This is a genomic window from Leisingera daeponensis DSM 23529 (genome assembly GCF_000473145.1).
GTDB classification, from domain to species: domain Bacteria; phylum Pseudomonadota; class Alphaproteobacteria; order Rhodobacterales; family Rhodobacteraceae; genus Leisingera; species Leisingera daeponensis.
Genome location: NZ_KI421500.1, coordinates 3940829 through 3961992 on the forward strand (window position 1 = coordinate 3940829; position 21164 = coordinate 3961992).

The 21164-nt window shown below is 64.1% G+C and carries 19 protein-coding genes; 7 read left to right on the forward strand and 12 right to left on the reverse strand.

Annotated features, from left to right (window positions below):
- The first annotated feature begins 359 nt into the window (after positions 1-359).
- On the forward strand, positions 360-1112 hold the full coding sequence (locus DAEP_RS0119540; RefSeq protein ID WP_027245864.1) for a Crp/Fnr family transcriptional regulator: 753 nt from the start codon (positions 360-362) through the stop codon (positions 1110-1112).
- Between the two features lie 11 nt (positions 1113-1123).
- Here the strand turns inward: DAEP_RS0119540 and DAEP_RS0119545 are convergent, their stop codons facing one another.
- Together DAEP_RS0119545 and DAEP_RS23065 are read right to left on the reverse strand one after the other, a co-directional pair.
- Positions 1124-1540, reverse strand: coding sequence for a CBS domain-containing protein (locus DAEP_RS0119545; protein WP_027245865.1), 417 nt, complete (start codon positions 1538-1540; stop codon positions 1124-1126).
- A gap of 54 nt (positions 1541-1594) precedes the next feature.
- A complete protein-coding gene (locus tag DAEP_RS23065) occupies positions 1595-2149 on the reverse strand; it encodes an Hsp20/alpha crystallin family protein (RefSeq protein ID WP_008558636.1) in 555 nt (184 codons plus the stop codon).
- A gap of 226 nt (positions 2150-2375) precedes the next feature.
- Here DAEP_RS23065 and DAEP_RS0119555 point away from each other — a divergent pair, with 226 nt between their 5' ends.
- On the forward strand, positions 2376-3218 hold the full coding sequence (locus tag DAEP_RS0119555; protein WP_008558664.1) for a universal stress protein: 843 nt from the start codon (positions 2376-2378) through the stop codon (positions 3216-3218).
- Between the two features lie 62 nt (positions 3219-3280).
- Here the strand turns inward: DAEP_RS0119555 and DAEP_RS0119560 are convergent, their stop codons facing one another.
- The 3 genes from DAEP_RS0119560 to DAEP_RS0119570 form a co-directional block, all read right to left on the reverse strand.
- The gene (locus DAEP_RS0119560) at positions 3281-3727 is read right to left on the reverse strand and encodes a hypothetical protein (RefSeq protein ID WP_008558634.1); all 447 of its coding nucleotides are present in this window, start codon (positions 3725-3727) and stop codon (positions 3281-3283) included.
- A 274-nt stretch (positions 3728-4001) separates the two neighbouring features.
- Positions 4002-4505: a DUF995 domain-containing protein gene (locus DAEP_RS0119565; protein ID WP_008558622.1), complete on the reverse strand. Its 504-nt coding sequence runs from the start codon at positions 4503-4505 to the stop codon at positions 4002-4004.
- A 140-nt stretch (positions 4506-4645) separates the two neighbouring features.
- Positions 4646-5557, reverse strand: coding sequence for a calcium-binding protein (locus tag DAEP_RS0119570; RefSeq protein WP_027245866.1), 912 nt, complete (start codon positions 5555-5557; stop codon positions 4646-4648).
- Between the two features lie 671 nt (positions 5558-6228).
- Between DAEP_RS0119570 and DAEP_RS0119575 the strand changes: the two genes are divergently transcribed.
- Together DAEP_RS0119575 and DAEP_RS0119580 are read left to right on the forward strand one after the other, a co-directional pair.
- The gene (locus DAEP_RS0119575; protein ID WP_027245867.1) at positions 6229-9651 is read left to right on the forward strand and encodes a trifunctional glycoside hydrolase family 18/polysaccharide deacetylase/glycosyltransferase family 2 protein; all 3423 of its coding nucleotides are present in this window, start codon (positions 6229-6231) and stop codon (positions 9649-9651) included.
- The gene (locus tag DAEP_RS0119580) at positions 9648-12197 is read left to right on the forward strand and encodes a DUF3131 domain-containing protein (RefSeq protein WP_027245868.1); all 2550 of its coding nucleotides are present in this window, start codon (positions 9648-9650) and stop codon (positions 12195-12197) included. Before DAEP_RS0119575 ends, DAEP_RS0119580 begins: the two co-directional genes overlap by 4 nt.
- A gap of 54 nt (positions 12198-12251) precedes the next feature.
- Here DAEP_RS0119580 and DAEP_RS0119585 read toward each other — a convergent pair whose 3' ends face one another.
- The gene (locus DAEP_RS0119585; protein ID WP_208855462.1) at positions 12252-12701 is read right to left on the reverse strand and encodes a hypothetical protein; all 450 of its coding nucleotides are present in this window, start codon (positions 12699-12701) and stop codon (positions 12252-12254) included.
- A gap of 585 nt (positions 12702-13286) precedes the next feature.
- Positions 13287-14360, reverse strand: a complete 1074-nt coding sequence (locus DAEP_RS0119590; protein WP_027245870.1) for a hypothetical protein — start codon at positions 14358-14360, stop codon at positions 13287-13289.
- A 214-nt stretch (positions 14361-14574) separates the two neighbouring features.
- Between DAEP_RS0119590 and DAEP_RS0119595 the strand changes: the two genes are divergently transcribed.
- Genes DAEP_RS0119595 through DAEP_RS0119605 form a run of 3 tightly spaced genes read left to right on the forward strand, consistent with a single transcriptional unit; the run spans position 14575 to position 16786 of the window.
- A complete protein-coding gene (locus DAEP_RS0119595) occupies positions 14575-15093 on the forward strand; it encodes a hypothetical protein (RefSeq protein WP_342665826.1) in 519 nt (172 codons plus the stop codon).
- Positions 15090-15947 carry an alpha/beta fold hydrolase gene (locus tag DAEP_RS0119600; protein ID WP_027245872.1) on the forward strand — a complete coding sequence of 286 codons (858 nt, stop codon included), beginning with the start codon at positions 15090-15092 and terminating at the stop codon, positions 15945-15947. Before DAEP_RS0119595 ends, DAEP_RS0119600 begins: the two co-directional genes overlap by 4 nt.
- Positions 15944-16786, forward strand: a complete 843-nt coding sequence (locus tag DAEP_RS0119605) for a 3-oxoadipate:acetyl-CoA acetyltransferase (protein WP_027245873.1) — start codon at positions 15944-15946, stop codon at positions 16784-16786. Before DAEP_RS0119600 ends, DAEP_RS0119605 begins: the two co-directional genes overlap by 4 nt.
- Before the next feature lie 28 nt (positions 16787-16814).
- On the opposite strand, the gene DAEP_RS0119610 is transcribed toward DAEP_RS0119605, so the two are convergent.
- The 5 genes from DAEP_RS0119610 to DAEP_RS0119630 all read right to left on the reverse strand — a co-directional run bounded on the left by DAEP_RS0119610 (position 16815) and on the right by DAEP_RS0119630 (position 21006).
- Positions 16815-17717, reverse strand: a complete 903-nt coding sequence (locus DAEP_RS0119610; protein ID WP_008558684.1) for a LysR family transcriptional regulator — start codon at positions 17715-17717, stop codon at positions 16815-16817.
- A gap of 51 nt (positions 17718-17768) precedes the next feature.
- On the reverse strand, positions 17769-18947 hold the full coding sequence (locus DAEP_RS0119615; protein ID WP_027245874.1) for a muconate/chloromuconate family cycloisomerase: 1179 nt from the start codon (positions 18945-18947) through the stop codon (positions 17769-17771).
- A 71-nt stretch (positions 18948-19018) separates the two neighbouring features.
- Positions 19019-19888, reverse strand: coding sequence for a dioxygenase family protein (locus tag DAEP_RS0119620; protein ID WP_027245875.1), 870 nt, complete (start codon positions 19886-19888; stop codon positions 19019-19021).
- A gap of 33 nt (positions 19889-19921) precedes the next feature.
- On the reverse strand, positions 19922-20443 hold the full coding sequence (locus DAEP_RS0119625; protein ID WP_027245876.1) for a flavin reductase family protein: 522 nt from the start codon (positions 20441-20443) through the stop codon (positions 19922-19924).
- Complete coding sequence (locus tag DAEP_RS0119630; RefSeq protein WP_027245877.1) at positions 20440-21006, reverse strand: riboflavin kinase; 567 nt, start codon at positions 21004-21006, stop codon at positions 20440-20442. Before DAEP_RS0119630 ends, DAEP_RS0119625 begins: the two co-directional genes overlap by 4 nt.
- Between the last annotated feature and the right edge of the window lie 158 nt (positions 21007-21164).

The window sequence follows — 21164 nt, forward strand, 5'->3', positions numbered from 1 at the left end:
CCGCTGATATGTGCGGGGTCAGGATCGGCCATTTCGGCGCGGGCCGCATTAATGGGCATCAATGCCGCCCGCAGCGGCCCTGCTCGGCCGGGAGGGCTGATCCGTTCGAACACCGCGTCCACCTGCACATCGGCACCGTCTGCGGCAGGACGCACATCAAACATTACCATAATACAGATTACAGGCTCTTTGAGGCCGGACCCCGGCTAAGGCCGCGGCGCTGCGTCCGGTCGACAGAATCGCTTCGCGCCAGTATCGTCTCACTTGCACCGCGGGGCCATAGCACTCTACCGCCGGTCATTGTGCGGTACAGTATGCGGATCAGGACGCTACTGGCATTTCGTGCGGGGAACGTATCAGTGACACAGCAAGGCGCAATCCCGATACAATACACCAACGTGACCAGCCTGCGGATTGGCGCGATGGACTTCGGCAGCGATGACACCGCGCTGAACAGTTTCCGCAGGAACGTCCAGCGGGTGCCCGCAAACAAGATCCTGCTGCATGACGGCGAGCACAGCTGCAAGGTCATCGTGGTGATCGACGGCTGGCTGGCCACCTCGAAATCCTCTCTGAACGGCGAAGTGCAGCTGATCGACTTCATGCTGCCGGGCGACATCGCGGAATCGGCTGCGGCGGATGGCAAGACGGCCGGACTCAACATCGAGGCGGTCACCGATGCGCTGATCTCCGTCATTCCGCTGCCGGTCTGGCACCGGATGCTGGCGGAATCGCCGCGCCTGGCGCGGGCAAACGAGCAGGTGCAGGCCGCCGAGCGGGCGCGGCTGTCGGAGCGCATGCTGCGGCTGGGGCGCGGCAGCGCGGAAAGCCGCATCGCCTATGCGCTGATTGAGCTGTGCATCAGGCTCAGGCTGCTGGGCCTGTCGGACAATTGCGCCTTTCACCTGCCGCTGACGCAGCGCCATATCGGCGATTTCACCGGCCTGACCGCCGTCCACGTCTGCCGGACCCTGCGCCGCTTTGTCAGAAACGGGCTGGTCGAAACCGCCGATCACATGGATATCCGGATCACCGATCTGGCCGCCCTGTCGGACATCGCCGGGGTGGAGCCGGAGCGGCTGGCGGCCGAAATCACGCCGCTGCCGGAATAATCCCTGCCGGATCAGCGGTACTCGGCAATCTCGCCCAGGGCCTCGCCGGCCAGCTGCTCCGACGCATGGACGGCAATGTCCGTCACCGATAGCAGCCCCGCCAGCCGCCCGCTGTCATCCAGCACCGGCAGGCGGCGGACCTGGTGGTCCCCCATCAGCGCCGCCGCGGCTTCGATGCTGTCCTCTGCCCGGCAGCAGATCACCCCGTCATTCATCACGGCGGCGATGGTCAGCCCGTTCAGCGCGCTGTCCCGCCCGGCCAGCACCAGGGCAAGATCCCGGTCGGTGACGACGCCGACAATCTCATCGTCTTCAACAACCGGCAGCACGCCGATCCCAAGGCTGCGCATCTGCTCCGCGGCGCTGGCGACGCTGTCCCCGCGGCGGGCAAACCGTGCGGGAACCGACATGATCTCTTCTACAAGCATGGGCCTCTCCTTTCCCTGCCGCCGGCGGCCTGCCCGTCACCTGCGCCCGGACCGTCAGGAGGCCGGTTTCACATCAATTTTCTGCGCCGGGGTGCGGGCTTCCGGCGTCTTCGGCAGGCGCACGGTCAGAACCCCGTTCTTGAAGGTGGCGTCGATCTTGCTGCGGTCGATGCCCTCCGGGATCCGCACGCTGCGCTCGAACGCGCCGAACCGCCGCTCGCTCAGGTAATAGTCGCCTTCCTTGTCCCCCTCCTCGCGGTCTTCCTTCTTTTCGCCGCGCAGGGTCAGCATGCTGTCGCTCACCCGCAGGTCGATATCGTCCTCGGTCAGTCCGGGCAGCTCGGCGCACAGCTTCAGCTCGTCCTCCTTGTCGATCACATCCAGCACCGGCACCTTCCAGGTGAACTCAGGCAGCGCCCCGCTGATCCGGCGCCCCTGCCCCTTTCTGCGGCGGCGCAGCGGCGCAAAGAAACTGCCGGCGTTCAGATCTTCCAGCAGATCGTCGATCTCGTCCCGGATGTTCCAAAGCGGTCCCCAGGTGCGCTCGGCAACGCCGGTGTCCTGGCTGGCAGTCGGTTCGGCGGGTTTCGGGTCCTGTTTGTCGGTCATCGTCCGGGTTCCTTCGAAAATTGATGAGTCGCTGTATCCACAACATTCCGCCACGCCCGCTGGCTGCGCATTAACCAGCGTTAAAGCGCGCCGCAGCCGGCCCCGCCCTGCACGGGTTGACCGGCATCAACCCCTGACATCGTGGCGATCTGATATATTTCATAGGCAGGCCTCGCGGCGGCGCCACCCCCGCGGACGCCCGCATCCGGGAAGGAACCCCCAAGCCATGAGTTACAAGACCATACTTGCCTGCCTGACGTCGGAGTTCGCCGCCGCGCACCTGCTGCCGGCGGCCTGCGGTCTGGCGCGGCAGTTCGACGCCCATCTGACCGGCCTGCACACGCGCGAGGCGCTGGTGCCCTACTCCGGCATCGCAATCGCCTCCGATGAAATCGTTCTGGGCGACTTCAACCAGCGCGTCGCGGAAGAGGACCAGAAGATCGAGACGCTGTTCCAGGCCGCGGCGGACAAGGCCGGCTGCACCGCGGAATGGCGCTCGCGCGCGGCCCGCTCGCCGGACGCCGCGGACGAGCTGCTGGACTCGGCCACGCGCTCCGATCTGATCATGGCGCTGCTGCCCGACCGGCAGCAGGAACGCTTCGATCAGGCCGGGTTTCAAAAGGATCTGGTGGTGAACAGCGGCCGCCCGGTGCTGCTGCTGCCGGATGACTGGGGCAGCAAGCCGGTCGGCACCCGCATCCTGGCCGCCTGGAACGGCAGCCGCGAGGCGGCCCGCGCCCTGCACGACGGCCTGCCCTTCCTGCAGCGCGCCGCCTTTGCCGAGGTCGTCACCATCCAGGAGCCGCATCACCGCGCTGCCAAATTCGCGACCGAAGGCCATGAAATCGCCCGCGTGCTGTCCCGCCACGGAGTCACGGCGGAGGTCCGCCAGATTCAGGACACCGAGCATCCGCCAGGCATCCGCATTCTGATGGAGGCCGCCAGCCAGGAATGCGATCTGGTGATCATGGGCGGCTACGGCCATTCCAGGCTGCACCGGCTGATCTTCGGCGATGCGTCCGAGCACGTGCTGCAGGAGGCCCGGATCCCGGTGCTGATGTCCGGCTGACAGCACAAAAGCGCCCCGCGGGGCGGCGGGGCGCTGTCCGGTTCAGACCGGCTCAGGCTTGTTCAGACCGGGTCGGACTGCGTGGTCTTGGTGGCGTTCTTGGTCATCTTCACCGCTTCGCCGATGCTCTCTTCCACCGCATCCGCTTCGGTATCGCTCATGTATCGGGCGCAGCGGGACATCATGCCGAGCCACTCCTGGCCGTCTTCGGCAATGCGGTCAGCCGAGTGGCGCTGCCATTCCGCAAAGGCTTCGGCCACCGAAACCGGCGCGCCGGGGCCGTCCGAGGCAAAAGTCCGGGCCGCGTCCAGCGCCGTCCGCGCCGCCTCGTGCCGGCGCTCGAACCAATGGCGCGCAAAGACTTCCGCTTCATCCAGGAGCTTTTCCTGAACGTTCCAGAATTGCTCCACCTGCGGTTTGTACATCGGGTTGAACTGCATCGCGCTTTGCCAAGGCTTCAGCGCCTCCGCAAAAATTCCCGCACTTTTGTATGTCGGTTTTGCTGGCATCTGTGCATCTCCTCGCAGCGGATTTCACCTTGCCAGCATTGTGCCACCTGCGCGCCGGGGCCGCTTTAATTAAGATCAAATGCGCGCCCTGACGGGCCGCAGCCCGGCGAAAAACCGCTCAACGTCTTCAGGCGCCGGGCACCGCAACGGGGACAGGCGGGGCGCAGGTTCGGGCAGCTCTCTCGCGGCCCTCCCCTGCCGGATTGCCCGGCCCTGTCCCCTTTGCGCGGATGCGAGCGATTGAACCGGTTCGATCCCGCCGGGAAGGCTTTGGTTACAACCCCAGCTTGGAACGGGTTTCCATGACATTGGATTGGAATTTGTAGCCCTTTTTCATCCCGGAATACTTTTTGATCCCGGAATTCTTTCCGGCCAGCGGCCACCATTCCGGATCATTGGGCCAGCTGCGCCAAACGGTTCCCCAGCGGTCAACCACGTGGGAAATACAGGTCTGATCGCCAAGGCTTTTTCCGGCCTGGCCACCGTTTGGCCAGTACCAGGAGAGCTGATGGCAGACGCTGCCCTGCGGGTCGATTTTCCATTCCCCGGCGCCCAGGCTTTCACTGTTTTCGCCGCACCAGGCGCGGGCTTGCTGGTTGGGGGCATAGTATATGCCGCCGCTGCACCCTTCGGCCCAGATATCAGTCTTTCCGGCATAGATCTCCGCGATGCGTTGCGGAGAGGCGGGCTTGGCGCTGCGAGGTTTCGGATCCGCGAGAACAAGCGACGGAAGGGCGCCCAGAAGGACAGTTGCGGCGAGTTTCGCAGCCAATTTCATGTAAAATCTCCTACGGTTAACAGCAGGCGGTCAACAAAGGCCGCCCTGGAATCTTGCGTGTTTCTTGCCTCGCCCCGCATGGCTTCCTGGCACAAAGCCCTCGCCTTTCAAGCCAAGGCCGCTGCCGGGACGCGGCTTCTTCAGAACAGAAAGTTGGACGCGTCGTCGAGCTGTTCGACGGTCGTGTTCTGCACCGTGATCGTGACATTTCCGAAGTAGACGAACACATCCTCGCCCTGCTGGTCGAAATCCACCCCGTTCATGCCGGACGCTCCGCTTTTCACGTGGATTTTGTCAATTCCGATTTCGAAGTCGGTAATGACGTCCGTGTGATCGTTCCGGCTGAACACAAAGACATCAGCGCCAGCCCCTCCGGTAAGCAGGTCATCGCTTTGCCCGCCTTTCAGGGTGTCTTGCCCGCTGCCGCCGCGCAGGGTGTCGTTGCCGGCGCCGCCAAACAGCTTGTCGTTTCCCTTGTTTCCAAGCAGGGTGTCGTTTTCAGAGCCGCCGGCCAGCTTGTCGCGCCCGCCTCCGCCAATGAGTTCATCACTGCCGTCTCCGCCCTGCAGCAGATCCCGTCCGCCGCCGCCCAGCAGCCGGTCATCGCCGCCCGCGCCTGTCAGCGTGTCGTTGCCTGCGCCGCCCCATGCGGTGTCGTTGCCGGCGCCAAGACGGAGAATATCATTTCCGCCCCGCGACCGGATTTCGAGACCGGTTCCGAGGTTCAGGGAAATGTCGTCATCTCCGGAAAACAGTCTCCGCACGAGTTGCTGCCCGCTCATCGCCTCATATTCCGCGTAGGGAAGTGCGAAGCCCGAAATCGAGACCAGCGACGTGTCACCGTCGGAGTAGGACAGGGAATAGATTTCCCAGTCGCTTTGAAGTGTGCTGGTGAAATTTCCCGTCAGCGTCAGAACAGAGCCGTCAAGGGCAGTCATCTCGATCGAGAAGCTGTCGATTTCAGTGCTCGCGGACTCATCGAAGTTCTCGAATGCCAGGAGTCTGTTCAGAGTCGGCGCGCCATTTAAGCCGCCGATAAATGCGTTAGCCATGGCATGTGTCTTTCTGCTGTGAAAATTTCATCGTGGCTATACCGGTAGAACAGGCCCGGGAAAAAACAATGAATTTTCAGTAAATCCCGCCTAAAGGCCGAATTTGAATAGACTATTGAGGCCAAAGCGGCCTGAGAGCCGAAACTGTTTCCAAGTTCTGAACTGTTCTCTGTGCAAACCGCCAGCGGAGAGCCTGCGGCCTGAGAATCGTGCCGCGTTTTGCCTGGCGGCCGGTCTGCTTTTTAATCGCAAAGAGCACCGGAAACCCAAGGCTGCCTGGCTCATCAGCAGCCATTGAGCGGCTGCGTCCCTTTGCGGGTCCGGGGGGAACCCTAGGCACGAGAGCGACTCGCTGGATCAGGTTTTCTCAACAATTCCCCTCGGGCCAAGGGATTGTTATCTCATAAGCGGCACCTCCAAAGGAAATTCAGGAAAAATTTGAAGAAATTTTGACAAAGACAGCTTCAGGCAGGAAATTGGACGGCATGTAACCTGCTCTGCTTTTCTTGCGCGCAACCGCTGTGGGGACAGATTTCGCGCACATCAGACAGCAGTGCTGGCCTGCTTGGGGGTCGGGGGACCGTGTCAAACGATAGTGTTGTTTTGTGCGTTGCAGGTGTGTGCCTGCCAGCTCTCGGAGTGCAGTGCGTCTGCATTCGGAGGGGGCTTGATTGAAACGGTTTTCCTTTCATCAGGACAGGCTGGAAACCGTCGAGTCGTCCCGCAAAGTGTTCGACGACCCGAAACGGATCCGGGCGCGCCGGGCCAGGGCTGTGGTCATCGCGCTGGTCACGGCTGTCCTGTGCTGGGCGATCCTGTTTCTTGACGGTTCGTTCTCCTTGCAGTCCGCGCTGCGTGAACTGAACCCCTTTTACCGCGACGACCGCAGTCATGTTCATCCAGCCGGGGACAGCAGCGGTCAGCACGAGCTGACCCATTTGGCGTCGGCGTCACCGGTCGATCAGGCAGCGCCCGCCTGCGAAACAGGGCTCAAACAGCCCGTGTTTTCGGCGATGGCAGACCCGGGGGATCCCCGCGTCTTCGGCCACGTGCCGGTGTCGTCAGAGGGGGCATTTTTGTCGCTGGAAGACAGCTGCGGCCAACTGGGCGTGGTTGTGCCGGAATGGATCAGCATCGTCGAGGAACAGGACCGCCCTGCGGTGTCCCTGATCAGCAAGGACACCCGGATTTCTGTCGAAGAATACATTTCCGGTGCCGCTTTGCGTCCGCAGCTTCTGCCGGCCATCCAGCTGGGAGAGAAAAGGAAAGAAGAGGCCTTTCTGGAAAAGGTCGCTGATGCTGCGCAAGCGGCCCCCCTTGCCGAAGGCATGGCCGCCGCTGTGGCCGCCTTGAACGCCCAAGGGGCCTGCCTGGATTTCACCGGATTGAACCCGGAAGCCTTCCAGCGCCTCAGACCGCTGATGGCGCGCTTTTCTGAGACATTCCGCTCTCGCGGGCTGACAGCCTGCACCATTCTTGCAGGCGGCCAGGCTGAGTGGAAGGATGCGGATCTGACCGGTCTGTTTGATCAGGTTATCCTGAAGCTCTTCCAGGAGCCCTGGGCGGAATCCGTGCCTGGCCCGCTTGCCCCGTACAACTGGATTGAGGATGCGGCAGCCGAGGCGGTGCAGGCCATCGGTGCAAAAAAGCTGGTTGTCGCGATCGGGAATTTCGCCGTCGAGTGGACCTCCGGCTCATCAAAGCCTGAGCGCCTGTCTTATTCGGAAGCGATGCAGAGAATGAGCGCCGCCGGAGCGGACCTGCGCTTCAGCGCAAAATCCTCCAACAGCTTCAGCCGCTACCGGGACGCAGAGGGGCAGCAGCGCAAGATCTGGATGCTCGATGCCGCCTCCGCGCACAACCAGCTGCTCCGCCTGAAAGAGCTTGGCATTGCCAATGTCGCTGTCTGGTCGCTTGGCCAGGAGGACCCCGGCATCTGGAAAGTCCTGCAGCATCAGAATGCTGCCAAGGATGTTCTGCAAGCTGAACTTGCCGTTGCCGAGCTCGACAACTTTGTCGATTACACGGGACAGGGAGCCTTCATCCGTATCGGCCAGCGCGCATCGGCCGGTGTCCGCCAGCTGACCTTCGAGGCGCAAACCGGGCTGATCACGGACCAGACCTACAGCCGGCTGCCCAAGCCGTATTCGATCGAGCTGTACGGCAAGCCCGAACGGCGCAAGCTTGTGCTGACCTTCGATGACGGCCCGCACGAGAGGTTCACCAAGGAAATCCTGGACATCTTGAAGGAAGAGCAGGTGCCCGGCGCCTTCTTCGTCGTTGGCACCAGCGTCATGAATTCTCCCGATCTGGTCGCCCGGATGGTCGATGAGGGGCACGAGGTCGGCGCGCACAGCTTTTCCCATCCGAGAATGGACCAGATCTCCCAGACCCGTGTCGATCTGGAATTTGCGCTTCTGGACAAGATCCTGGCCGGATCGGCCGGCCGGAAAACCATGCTCTACCGCGAGCCGTTTCAGCGCCGCGGCGGACCGATCAGCGCAGAACGTGCCGCCTCGCTGGAGGCTGCCGAAGCCCGCGGGTTCACCATTGCAGGCATGGAAATTGTCCCCAAGGACTGGGAAGGCTGGGACAGCGGGCAGATCGCAAACTATGTGATCGGCGAGGTGGAGCAGGGCAACGGCAATGTCATCCTTCTGCACGATGGCGGTCTGGACCGCACCGCGACTGTCGAAGCCGTCCGCCCGATTATCCGCTCGCTCCGGGCAAAAGGCTATGAGTTCACGACGCTCGCGGATCTGCTGGGCACCAACCGCGCGGCCTTGATGCCCGTTGCCCAGGGCGGCTCTCCGGTCTTTGACCGGGTTTCGTTCTCGATGGTCTGGGTGGCGCAACAGGCGGTCGTGGTTGTTTTCTGGGTGGTGCTTGCAATCGGCCTTCTCCGTTCGGCCGGCATTCTGATCCTGGCGCTGTTGAACCGCCGCGAACGGTTCACGCCTTTGCAGCGGCAGCCGAAGGTTGCCGTGGTGATCCCCGCTCATAACGAAGCAAAGGTGATTGCCCAAAGCATCGAAAGCGTCCGTGCGAGCGGTTACAAGAATCTGGAAATCATCGTGGTGGACGATGGATCGACCGATGATACGCTGCTTGAGGTCCTGAAGTTCGGCCACAAAAGCGAGGTGCGCCTGATCTCGCAGCCGAACCAGGGAAAATGGAGCGCGCTGAACAGGGCCATCCAAAGCACAGACGCAGAGTTTGCTGTTTGCATCGATGCGGACACGCAAGTCTGCAAAGACGCGATCACTCATCTCGTCAGGCATTTCGCAGACCCGAAAACCGGCGCGGTGGCAGGCAAGATCATCGCAGGCAACCGCGTGAACCTGCTGACCCGCCTGCAAGCTTTTGAATACGCGACCTCCCAGAACATCGAACGAAAAGCCTTCGACCTGATCAACGGTATCCTGGTGGTCCCCGGCGCCATTGGCGCGTGGCGGGTCGAAGCGTTGAGGAAGGCGGGTTTTTTCAGTGAGGAAACCCTGACCGAAGACACCGACCTCACAATTCAGGTGAACCGGGCGGGCTACAATGTCGTGTTCGAGCCGAAAGCCAAGGCCTACACCGAGGTGCCGGAAAATGTGGGCCAGCTTCTGAAGCAGCGGCTCCGCTGGTCGCTGGGCATGTTCCAAAGCGCCTGGAAGCATAAGCGCGCGATCATCGAAGGCCGTTCGATCGGCCTGGTGTCCATTTCGGACATGTTCGTGTTCGGCTATGTCTTCCCGCTGCTGGCCCCGATCGCAGACCTGTTCGTGATCTTTATGCTCTACAACCTCATGGCAGGCGGCTGGACAGGCGATGTCGGCAGCACCCAGCAAGTGCAAACAACGCAGTACCTCTGGGCCTTTCTGGCGCTGCCGGCCTTGGAGCTGCTGATCGCCGCCATTGCGATCACCACCGACAAGGACGAAAGCAACTGGTCCCTGCTGCTGTTCCCGCTGCAAAGGCTGGCGTACCGCCCGCTCCTGTATTTTTCGGTCATCCGCTCGATCCTGCGGGCCGTAACCGGACGTTTAGCCAACTGGGGTAGCGTCAAACGTCACGGGCGCGATTACGGTTTGGTGGCCGGCAACACATGAAACGCAGATCCTTTCTGAAATCGGCGGCGGCCGGTCTGGCGCTGCTGCCGGGCAAGGGCGCCGCGTCCACGCTGTGGCAGCTTCCGGCGCAGGCGTTTCCGGTTGTGACAAACATCACCGAAGACGTCTCGATCCCGCATCTTATTACGGTGATAGATGCGTTTCTCGACCGGAACATGCCGCTGGCCTGCCTCGTCAATCCGTTTGACAAGCACGGCCGGCCCTACCCTGCGCAAAGCAAGCTGGCACAGGTGCTGAACGGGTATATGCTCGGCAGGAACGGTCTGGATGTTGTGCCCTACATTCCGGAGCTGTCCTCGCTTTCCGAGCATTTTCAGGCCCGGGCCGCCCATGATGCCCGCTCTGCCCTGCAAACCATGCTGCTGCCGGCGGTGTCCGCCCGAAACACGCGCCGCCTCATGCAGACAATCGCGTGTGCGGATCAGGATGCCCCCGCTGGCCCGCGGGGGGTGCGCTCCGCTGGCTTCCTCAATCTCCTGTCGGTTCCGGGGCAGTCGGCTCCGGTCCGCTCGGAGACTTGGGAAAACGGTGTTGTGCGGCTATTTGGCGGCACGGTGCAGTCCCTTACGGAGTTCCATGGCGATGCGGCGCCTGCCGGCGATCCGGCCAGCCAGAACATTCTCTACATTTCAGCCCAGGACATCTCCGGCATCCCTCTGAACCAGCTGGAGACAGCTGCGGAGCGGTTCGCCAGCGCGCTTTCGAAACAAGAGCTGGATGGCGATCTGTCTCTGCTGCCGGTGACGGACATCCAGCTGCGCGACAGCTACGGGTTCAAGCGTGTGGTATGCCTGCATGTGCTGCAGCCGCAGACGGACGACCGCGATCAGGCATCCGCGTATTCCGCCTTTACAGAGTTCCTGAAGGCGGCAGGCATCCCCTATTCGACCGGGGCGGGAGATGCGGAACGGGATGGCAGCGGCTTTTGGGTCCGGACCGGTTTTCAGAATGGCGACGCCGAGGCTGACACCGGGCAGCCCGGCATGTTCCCCATTGATATCGAAGACCGGAGCACCGCCAAAATCCGGACGGCCCGGCCGCTGGGGCCAGGCATCGGCGTGACCTTTCCCGCGGACGCGGCCGGACCGCAGGGGCTGGGGCGCTCGGGTTTCCTGCAATTCCCGCGCCGCGTCATCAGCGGCAGCGGCGTGGTGGAGGCATTTCAATCTGCAACGTCCGGAACTGAAGACGCAGTGATTTTCTTGACGCCGGGCGCGATTGCATTCCCGCCGGAGCGGCGCGCACTGGAAGGCCTTCTGCAAGACATGGCCGCCGGTGAAGGGACGCAGTTTCTCCGGCTTGAGGCGTTCGCCCGGACCGTTGCGCCCGCGGGACCGCTGCCCGCCCGCTACCGGAAGACGGCTGCCACTGCGCCAGAGCTGGTAAAAACACGCCCGCGCCTGGGGGATGCCGCGCGCGAAGCGCTGCTTGAAGATGCCCGCGTGGCTTGGCGGTATTTCGAGAAATTCACCGACCCTGGGACCGGGCTGTGCCCGGCGACCGTGGATTTCGCGCCCGGCGGGCGGCATCACGAGGCCGTCACGATGTGGGACGTCGGCAGCCACATCAACGGGCTTCTGGCGGCAAAACAGATCGGCCTGATCAGCCAGGAGGGTTTCGCGGCTGCCATTCGCAAGATCCTGCCCAATATCGCAGGCCGGACGTCGCAGGGCCGCCACTTGCCGCAGGGGTGGATACGGACCGACCGCCGCAAGTGGGGCAACAAGAATTTTGACGGCTCCGACGCGGGCCGGCTGCTCGCCGCCCTGGACAACCTGCGCCGCAACAGCAATTTCGGCGAACAGCTGGAGGCGCTTGTCGGCTCCTGGGACCTTCGGAAGGTGATCATCGACGGCGAAATTCACTCCGTCACAGACGGGGAATTGAAGACCTCATACGTGTCCCACAGCGCCCATTATTCGGCCTTGGCCTTCCGGCGGTGGGGGGTGTCCGCAAAGTCCCCCTATGAGGTCTTTGCCAGCCGGTCGGCAGCCGACGGGCAGATGGCCCTGCTTGAAGCTGCGGCCAGGATCGGGCCGATCGGCGCGGAGCCTCTTTTGCTTGAGGCGATGGAATTGGGGATGTCGCAGGAAAGCGCCTATCTGGCTGACGTGCTGTTCGGCGCGCAGCTGGAGGATTTCCGCGAAACAGGCAGGCTCATCTGCGTCTCGGAAGGGCCAATCGACAAGGCGCCCTGGTTTCTCTACCAGGGATTGCAGCTGGATGCGCAGGAGCGCACTTGGGCCTTTGACACCGTCGGTCAGGAGCCGGAGTACAGAACGCCCGGGTTCCGCGCAGAGAACCTCGCTCTCAGCAGCAAGGCTGCCTTTCTCTGGTCGGCCTATCAGCCGCATGACTACTCCGAAAAACTGGTCAGCTTCACCAGAAATATTGCCCGGACCAATAACGGTTTTGCGTCGAGCATCTACTTGAAAACCGGGCGTCCGACCGAGGCCTATACGGATCTGAACACCAACGGCGTTATCCTTCAGGCGATTGCGCATCGTCTTGCCGGTTCAGGCTGACTGGCCCGAACAGGCAAGACGCGGACCGGGAACCGTCTGCACAGCAGCTTTGCTTCAAAACGTGGCGCATCCGCTGGCAGCAATCTCTCCCGGCGACACCGGGTAACCTGGCCTCGGGTTCACAATAACCGGCTGGATACCGGTGATGCGGTTCATGCAGCTGTCAACCCAGCTTTCATTGATGCCCTTGCCGCCCACGTAGATATCCAGCCAGTCGTGGCCCTGATAGCCGCTGTGGCACGGTCCGGCCTGCGGTTTCGGCCCGTCACCGCACAGATCCTCGACAATCGCGTATCGCTGCAGGTTCTTGATGTAGAACTTGGTGCCTGCCGGGTAGTCCATGTAGCTGCGGCCGTTCCGTTTCACATGTCCGACCGCAAGCGTCACCGGGTCCTCGTAGGTGCCGGTCCCGCCTGCCTGCCGGTGGATCACCGGGCGGGCAATCTGTGCCGAGCCGCGCGGGGTATTGTCCCAATAGCTGTAGCCCGTTAAGAATGCGTTCATGGTTTGTTCCGCACTGTACGCAGCACCGCCACGCACTCCCGCAGCCACGCTCTCGTCAACCAGAAGCCGGGTGCTGTGCATTCCGTTCAGGCTGTCACTTGCTCTGTCCTGGACACTGCAGCCTGCTGCAGCAAGCAATGTCCCGGCAAAAAGCGCAATTCTGGAAACTTTGTAAGTCATACTGTCATCCTGTTTAACTGAGTACCCAGGAAGCTGCAGAGCAGTTTGAAATCGCAGCTGCCAACAGCTGCAATATGCACAGGATAAGGTAATAAGGGGTTAAAAACAAATGGAAAATTTTAACAACCCCGAAGGATCAAGGGCGGAAAATCCTGCCGGAAGGCATGTTGCGTTTAAAAACACCGGGTTAATGGCAGGGAGTTTTTTCCCGCAAATCCGCAGCTATCGGTGCGGGCGCGGGTGACGGCCCGCCAGGCACACAGTCCGCGCGGGCGAGCGGAAGACATGCGGCTGCCGCATTTTTTCCGGCAGACCTGAAAGCAGCCGCCGCGATTGCGGCGGCTGCTCCAGTCACAGCTCAGGCCCGGAAGAAATCAGGGGCCCGTTGCTTGTCAGCCCGGAAGCTTACAGAACAGCCCGCGCAATGCGGAGCATCTGAAGGAGCTCGTATTCCGACTGGTTCAGCTTCACCAGCTGCCCGTTCAGCACGGCGTAACTCTCATCTGCGCGCGGCTGCGGAAGACGGTACAGGCTGATCAGCTCCTCCTGCGTCAGGGCTGCTGTCGGGGCAATCGGCACCCCGGCCTCCAGGTCTGCCAACTGTGCCATCTGGTTCACCAGAAGCAGCGAGGTGTAATCCTCCTCGTCGAGCAGGACCGGCATACCGTCGATCAGAGCATACCGCTGGCCATCAGGCGCGGGATCGAGACCGAAGAGCGTCGCAACCTGGTCCGACTGCAGCAGCAGAAGCCCGGGGTCCGGATCGGCACCGGCTTCGGCGCTCAGCCAGGCGTCGCGGCGCTTCACCCAGATCTCATCGTACCCATCGTGACCGTAGGAGGCCCATTCGTCAAAGGTCACGCCTTTCTTGGCCAGGCCGGGCGGCACGCAAGGCGGATCCTTTTTTGCAAGGCCCGGCGGGCAATTGCTGTAGATGATCAGCTCATCGTCCGGGATGCCGGACGCCAGCAGCTGCGGGGTTGCCAGGGCGAGCGCCGCCGCACCCGCGACGCGCGCCATGTCGCGGCCCGCCGGCGCCGGTGCCGAAACGATGCGGCGCACGGCTTCTTCACGCTCTGCCGCGGTGAAGGCCCGGCGGTCCTTGGCGCCGCCACCGTTCCCTTCGGGTGCGTTCCTGGCACCGGCGCCGCTCTGCTTGGGCTTGGGGCCGCCCGCATGTTCAGGCTTGCCGCTGGCGGCGTGATCGTTTCCCTGGCCCGGCTTGGCGTGTCCATTGCCGGCATTGGCGTTCCCGTTGCCGGGGTTGCCCTTGCCCTTCTCGGCGCGCTTCATGCTGCCGCCCCCGTTGCCATTGCCCTTGCCGTTTCCGTTGCCGTTGTTGCCCTTGGCGAGCCAGATCTGCTCGCCGTCCGCCATGCCGAAGCCGGCGAAGCCGCCCTGCGCATGGAACGGGGCCGCGGACAGGGATGTCGAAGCCAGGGCAAGCGCCACGGCGCCGCCGATCACGAACTTATTCATGCCAATCTCCTTTTGTCTCGGACCTCAACGCGGCAAGCCAGCGCCGCGTTCCCCGGCTCCGGGCATCGGGCCGCGCCTTCCGCAGGCGGCGCAGCGTGAAGGAACCGGGCACAGGCCGGTCCAGCCCCGCCAAGCGCAAGAGACCGGCAAGCAGAACCGGATTGCCGCGTTCGGGACCACCGGCAGGCACCCGGCCCCGCCCTCATGCACAGTGGTGGCCCCGGAAAGCTGGCCCCGGAAGCGGGGTGCCGGTCTCAGAACCAGACCGGTCAATGCGGTATCGCGCGATACCGGGCGCGGCATTGCCGCAGACCGGGACAACAGCGAACATGCTCCCGGACCAGTCAGGGAGATTGATGTGCTCGAAAAAATTGAAGCGATGCAGCAGGCGCTCGGCCGGACACCGCATCTTGTCAGGCTGGGGCGGCTTTTCTCCGAAACGGTCCTGCTGCAGGTCGACGAGGCGGAATATTACCTTCATTTCGAGAAGGGCGAATTGGTTCGCGTGGAGGCGGGGCCCAGCCGCAAGACCGCTTGGCGTTTCGCTGTCAGGACCGACGCCGCGGCGCTGCGGGCTTTCTGGACGGCACGGCCCGCGCCCGGATTTCACGACCTGTTCGGCCTGGTCAAGATCGACCGGGCGCGCATCGACGGCGACATCCTGAGCCTGGTCAAGAACCTGCGGTTCTTCAAGGAATTCCTCGCCCTCGGACGCGGAGAGGCGGCGGCATGAGTATCGAACCCATCACCGGGCGCTATGCCACCGTCCAGATCGAAGGCCGCCCGCAGCGGATCTATTTCGAAGAGGCCGGATCCGGCCGTCCCGTCTTGTGCCTGCATACGGCGGGTGCCGACACCCGGCAATGGCGGCACCTGATGAACGATGCCGCCGTGACCCGCAGCCACCGGCTGATCGCCTTCGATATGCCCTGGCACGGCAAGTCGCTCCCGCCCGAGGGGTTCGAGCGGGAGGAATACCTGCTGACCACCGGGACGTACATCGCGACGGTTCTGGCCGTCTGCGAAACCCTTGGACTGGAGCGTCCCGTCCTCGCCGGATGCTCCATGGGCGGACGGATCGCCCTGCAACTGGCGGCGCTTCATCCCGAACGGTTTTCCGGATTCATCGCCATCGAGGCCTCTGATTTCCAGCCCGCCTGGTATGACATCGACTGGTTCGACCGGCCCGACGCGCATGGCGGGCAGATGGGCGCGGCGCTGGTTTCGGCCAATATCTCGCCCTACGCGCCCGAGACCGAGCGCTGGAATACGCTCTGGATGTTCATGGCGAGCGGCCCGGGTGTGTTCCGCGGGGACCTGAGCTTCTACACCCGCGACGACAGCCTGACCGGACGGCTGGACCGGATTGATACGGCCCGCACCCCGGTGCATCTGCTGGTGGGCGCCTATGACCTGACCTGCACGCCGGCAGACGCGGAACGCACTGCCGCGGCGATCCCGGGCGCGACCTGCACGGTCATGGACGAACTCGGCCACTTCCCGATGAGCGAACATCCCGAGGGGTTCCGGCCCTTCTTCATCGACGCCCTCGCGCGGATGACGGCAGAGCGGGAGGCGGTTGCATGAGCAGCCCTTGCATCATCTGTGTGGCCATCACCGGGTCCCTGCCGCAGAAATCCGACAATCCGGCTGTGCCGGTCTCGATCGGGGAGCAGGTGGAAAGCACCCAGGCGGCGCATGAGGCGGGGGCCAGCATCGTCCATGTCCATGTGCGCAATCCCGACGGCACCCCAAGTTCCAGCCCGGAGCGTTTTGCACGCCTGCTGGAGGGGCTGCGCAAGCACTGCCCGGACATCGTGGTCCAGTTCTCTACCGGCGGCCGGTCGGGCGCCGGCCGGGACCGCGGCAGGATGCTGCCGCTGAAGCCGGACATGGCCTCGCTTTCGGTCGGATCCAACAATTTCCCGGCCAGGGTCTACGAAAACCCGCCTCAGCTGGTCGACTGGCTGGCGGCGGAAATGGCCGCATACGGGATACGGCCCGAAATCGAGGCCTTCGACCTGTCGCATATCCTGATGGCACACCGGATGTGGCAGGACGGCCGCCTGCGCGACCGGCCCTACGTGCAATTCGTGATGGGGGTGCAGAACGCCATGCCCGCCGACCGGGAGGTGTTTAACTATTACGTGCAGACCATGCACCGCCTGTTCGGCACGGATGCGCCGTGGTGCGCCGCCGGCATCGGACGGCACCAGATCGAGCTGAACGACTGGGCGATCCGGGCGGGGGGCCATGTCCGCACCGGGCTCGAAGACAACGTGCGGCTGGACCGCGATACCCTGGCGCCGTCCAATGCCGCACTGGTGGCCCGGGCGGCGGCGCTCTGCGCCCGGCATCAGCGTCCGGTGGCAACCCCAGCCGAGACCCGCGCCATCCTCGGCCTGCATCAAACGGCCGCGGCTTGAAAACGCCAGGCGCGCTCTGCGCCGGCGGTCACCGGCCTTCCTTCTGGATCCTGCGGGCAAAGTTCTTGGCCAGGGAGGTGAAGTTCTGGGTATGCACCCCCTGGTTGTCCTGCCGCACGGCAAGGGAAATCGTCGTGCCCGGATTGTGCCCGGTGTAGTCGCGGTACACGACTCCGTGGCGCGGCGACAACGACACCGAGCGCGGCACCAGCGCAATGCCGACCCCCACCGAGACCAGCGAAATCGCTGATTGGAAATCCTGCGCCAGGACCTCCTTGGCAGGAATGAAGCCTTCCTTCTTGCACACGTCGAGGATCTGGTCGGCAAAGCTGGGCCGGGGACGGCGCGGATAGAGCACGAAGGTCTCGCGCTTCAGCCCGGCCAAGCGCAATTCCCCGGCGCGGGCCAGTCCGGACTCGGCGGGAACAGCCAGAATCAGCGGCTCTTCGTGGAACGGAAAACAGCGGATCTCTTCGTCGCTCAGCGCCGGGCGGGCGAAGGCCACGTCGATGTGGCGCGCGATCAGGGCGGTCTTCAGCTCGGCATTGTTCATCGCCGACAGCGCCAGTTCGATGTCGGGATACGCATTGCGGAACTCGCGGATCAGTTCGGGCAAGACTCCGTGGCTCGCGGTGCCGACAAAGGCGATGCGCAACCGGCCCGCAGCGCCTTCGCCGATGCGGCGCACTTCGCGTTCGGCGCGCTCCACCAGATCCATGATGTCACGCCCGCGCTTAAGCAGGGCATCCCCGGCCTGGGTCCTGCGGATCTGGCTGCGCGACCGGTCGAAGAGCAGCACGCCCAGATCGGACTCAAGCTGCGCGATCTGGCGGCTGAGAGGCGGCTGCGCGATGCCCAGCCGGGTGGCGGCGCGGCCGAAATGCAGCTCTTCAGCCACTGCCACGAAATAACTCAATCGCCTGAAATCCATGGCCTTCCTCCCCTCGGTCATCATTTGCCGCCCGACCGCGCAGGACAAGCTCTAAGATGTCCGCAGGGCGTCGCGCAGGCGGTCTTCGTCGAGATGCACGCCAAGGCCCGGCCCCTGCGGCACGCGCAAGTGGAAATCCTCGATCACCAGCGGGTCGCGCACGATCTCGGAGACATGCAGGCGCGGGCCGAAATGCTCGCACCCCCAGGGCAGGCGGGGCAATGCGGCAAACACCGCCAGATGCGCGGCCGCCCCGATCGAGCCTTCCAGGAGACAGCCGCCGTAAAGCTCCATACCGCTGCTTTCCGCGACCCTCGCCGCCTGGGACAGCGCCATAAGCCCGCCGCTCTTGACCAGTTTGAGCGAATAGACGCTGCCGCAGCCCATGGTGCCGGCCCGGGTGATTTCCCGGTGGGTAAAGGCCGCCTCGTCAACCATCAGCGGGATCGGGCTGCGCGCGGCCACCCGCGCCATGCCCTCGAAATCGTCGCCGGGCAGCGGCTGTTCGATCAGGTCGACCTGCAGTTCCTGCAAGGCAGGCAGGTAGCGGCGGCAGTCCGCCTCGCTCCAGGCCTGATTCACGTCGACGATCAGGCGGCGCATGCCCGGCACCTCCTCGCGCAGCTTCTGCAGACGGCGCAGGTCGGCCTCGGGGCTGTCAAAGCCCAGCTTGATCTTGAAATCACGGTGTTCACGGGCGGCCAGCTTGGCGCGGGCCTCCTCGGCCTCCTGGTCGGCATCGCCCGAGGCCAGCGCCCAAAGCACCGGCACCCGGTCGCGAACCGCTCCGCCGAAGAACGTTGCCGCCGGCACCCCGAGCGTGCGCGCGAGGGCATCAAAGACCGCGGCCTCGATGGCCCCCTTGGCGGAATTGTTGCGAAAGGCGGCCCGGGCCATGCGCGCCGCCACCGCGGCGGGCTGCGCGGCGGGACAGCCGGCCAGCGCGGGCGCAAGGTAGCGGGTGATCACAGACTGGATCGATTCCACCGATTCCTCGGCCCATCGCGGCCCGCCCAGAACCGCCGCCTCGCCGATGCCTTCGATGCCGTTCGCCAGCCGCACCCGGACCAGGACAAACTCGCGGGTGCTGAACTCGGTGTTGGACAGGCGGTGCGCGCGAATGCTGGGCAGGGTGACGATCTGGGCCCGGATCTCGCGGATCGCGGTCTCTCGGTTCAGATCCTGCCCCTGCGGCAGGGTGCCGGCACCTTCGGCGGCGGAATACGCCATTGGGTTCTCCTTGGTAATGGATGCAGAAGCCCCGAGGGACGCCCCGCGGGCGCCCCAGGGGAAGGCACGGGTTACTTCGCCGCCGCGGCGCGGGCCCCGGCCTCGGGCTTGAGGCGGAAATCGAAGCTCATCACCAGGTCGGTGCCGGCCCCGTCGGGCGCGGGTTTCATGTCGCCGATCAAGCTCTCCTTGACGGCAAAGACCGCGTCGTTGTCGAGATACTCGGTCTCGCTGTCGTAGATCTGGCTGATCAGGGGCTTGTAGCCGGGCTTGGTGATCATGAAGTGGATATGCCCGGGGCGCATCGGATGGTGGCCCATGTAGTTCAGCAACTCGCCCGCCGCGCCGTCATAGGGGATGGGATAGGGCTCGGGGCGCAGGCCCACGAAGTCGTAGGAGCCATCGGCGCCGGTCAGGAAACGGCCGCGCAGGTTGTAATCCGGCTGATCGGGGTCCTGCTGTTCATAAAGCCCGTTCGGCGCATCCTCCCAGACGTCGATCTGCACGCCTTCGATCGGATTGCCGCCGGTATCCAGCACGCGGCCCGACACGCGCACGGTTTGCTGACCCTCGAAGTCCTTCTGCACAATGCTGGCGCCTTTGGGAAGAACCGGCGGGTTCTCACGGTAGAACGGGCCCAGCACGGTGCTTTCGCTTTCGCCCTCGGTGACCTGATTGCCGAGCATGTCGACCAGCACCTCGACCCCGAGGATGTCGCAGATCAGGATGAATTCATTGCGCGCATCGCTCGAAATCTCGCCCGCCCGGCGCATCCATTCGCAGCCCTCGAGCCATTCGCCGTGGGTCAGGTTCACTTCCTTGGCGAAGGCATGGAAATGCTTCAGCGCCGAGGTCATGATCTCGCGGTTGCGGGCTGGGATATCGGGTTTCATCGCGTTTGTGACGGCCTCGGTGATGTTGTCCAGGGTGATGTTGCGCATCGGTTCTCTCCTCTTTTGCGTGTGTCTTGGGCGTTACCAGATCGCCTCGGCGATAGGGTCGCAAAGCTCTGGTGCCGGAGCCTGGCCGGCGATGGCGCCGAAACTGCCCTTGTAGAAGATCAGCGGCCGCGCCCCGGGATCGGTTGCCAGCTTCCGGACGCGGCCGATAAAGATCGTGTGATCGCCCGCCTGCACCTCGTTGACGATGTCGCAGGCATAGGCCGCCAGCGCGCCGCGGATCACCGGCAGGCGGTCGAGATCTTCGAATGGATTGGACAGCCCCTCGACCGGGCGTCCCGCGAAGTGCCAGGCCAGCCGCTCGGAGTTTTCAGACAGCGTGCTGACCGAGAAGCGCCCGGTCTGTTGCAGGTGCGGCAGGATCTTCGCGCGTTCCCCGATGGAGACGCAAATCAGCGGCGGATCAAGCGACACCGACATGAAGGCATTGGCGGTCATCCCGTGGTCGCCATCGGCATGGCGCGTGGCGATGACGTTGACGCCGGTGCCGAACAGGCCGCAGGCATCGCGAAGCTGGCGGGGGTCAGGCCGGGTCATGCGGGTGTCTCCGGGTTGAGGCCGGGGCGCAGAAGCGCTGCCGCAGCGGCGGTGAGGCCTTGTTCCAGCAGGCCGCGGATACGGGTCGAGGATACCACCTCGCCCGCGGCGCAGCGCACCGGCGGCTGGATATGAACGTCGAAGCGGCGCGCCAGCAGGCTGACGCCGCCCGCCTGTTTCGCGCCAAAGCGGAAATCGCCGCCGACGCGGATCTCCTGCGGCCGCAGGCGGGCCAGCCGGGCCATGAAGGCTTCGGGGGACAGGGACCGCAGCGCCTCGCCGAAGGAAAAGACCACGACGTGATCGGGGCCGAGCGCCGAGATGCGGGCCAGTTTTTCCGCCAGCGGGCAAAGCTGCGCGGCACGGCCGAAAAAGACCTTGGGCGGCGGATCGAAGGTGCAGACCACCGATGGCACGCCCAGGGCGCGGGCTCTCCTCACCGTGCCGGCGATCAGCGCCTGGTGGCCGGAATGCACGCCGTCGAACGCACCCAGCGTAACGACGCTTGCGCCAAGTGACGGCACATCGCGATGCCAGTGCGTCAGGTCGGGTTGGTCAAACATGGCGGCCTCCTCCTCCGGTCTGCCGGTTGGCCTGACCTTAGCGGCGCCGGGCGGCCGGACGCGATACCCGCACCGGTATGCTGTCATACCTAGCCGCACCGGCCATGAGAAACGCAGGATCAGGGCCATCCCGGCGGATGGCACACTGGCCGTTCCGT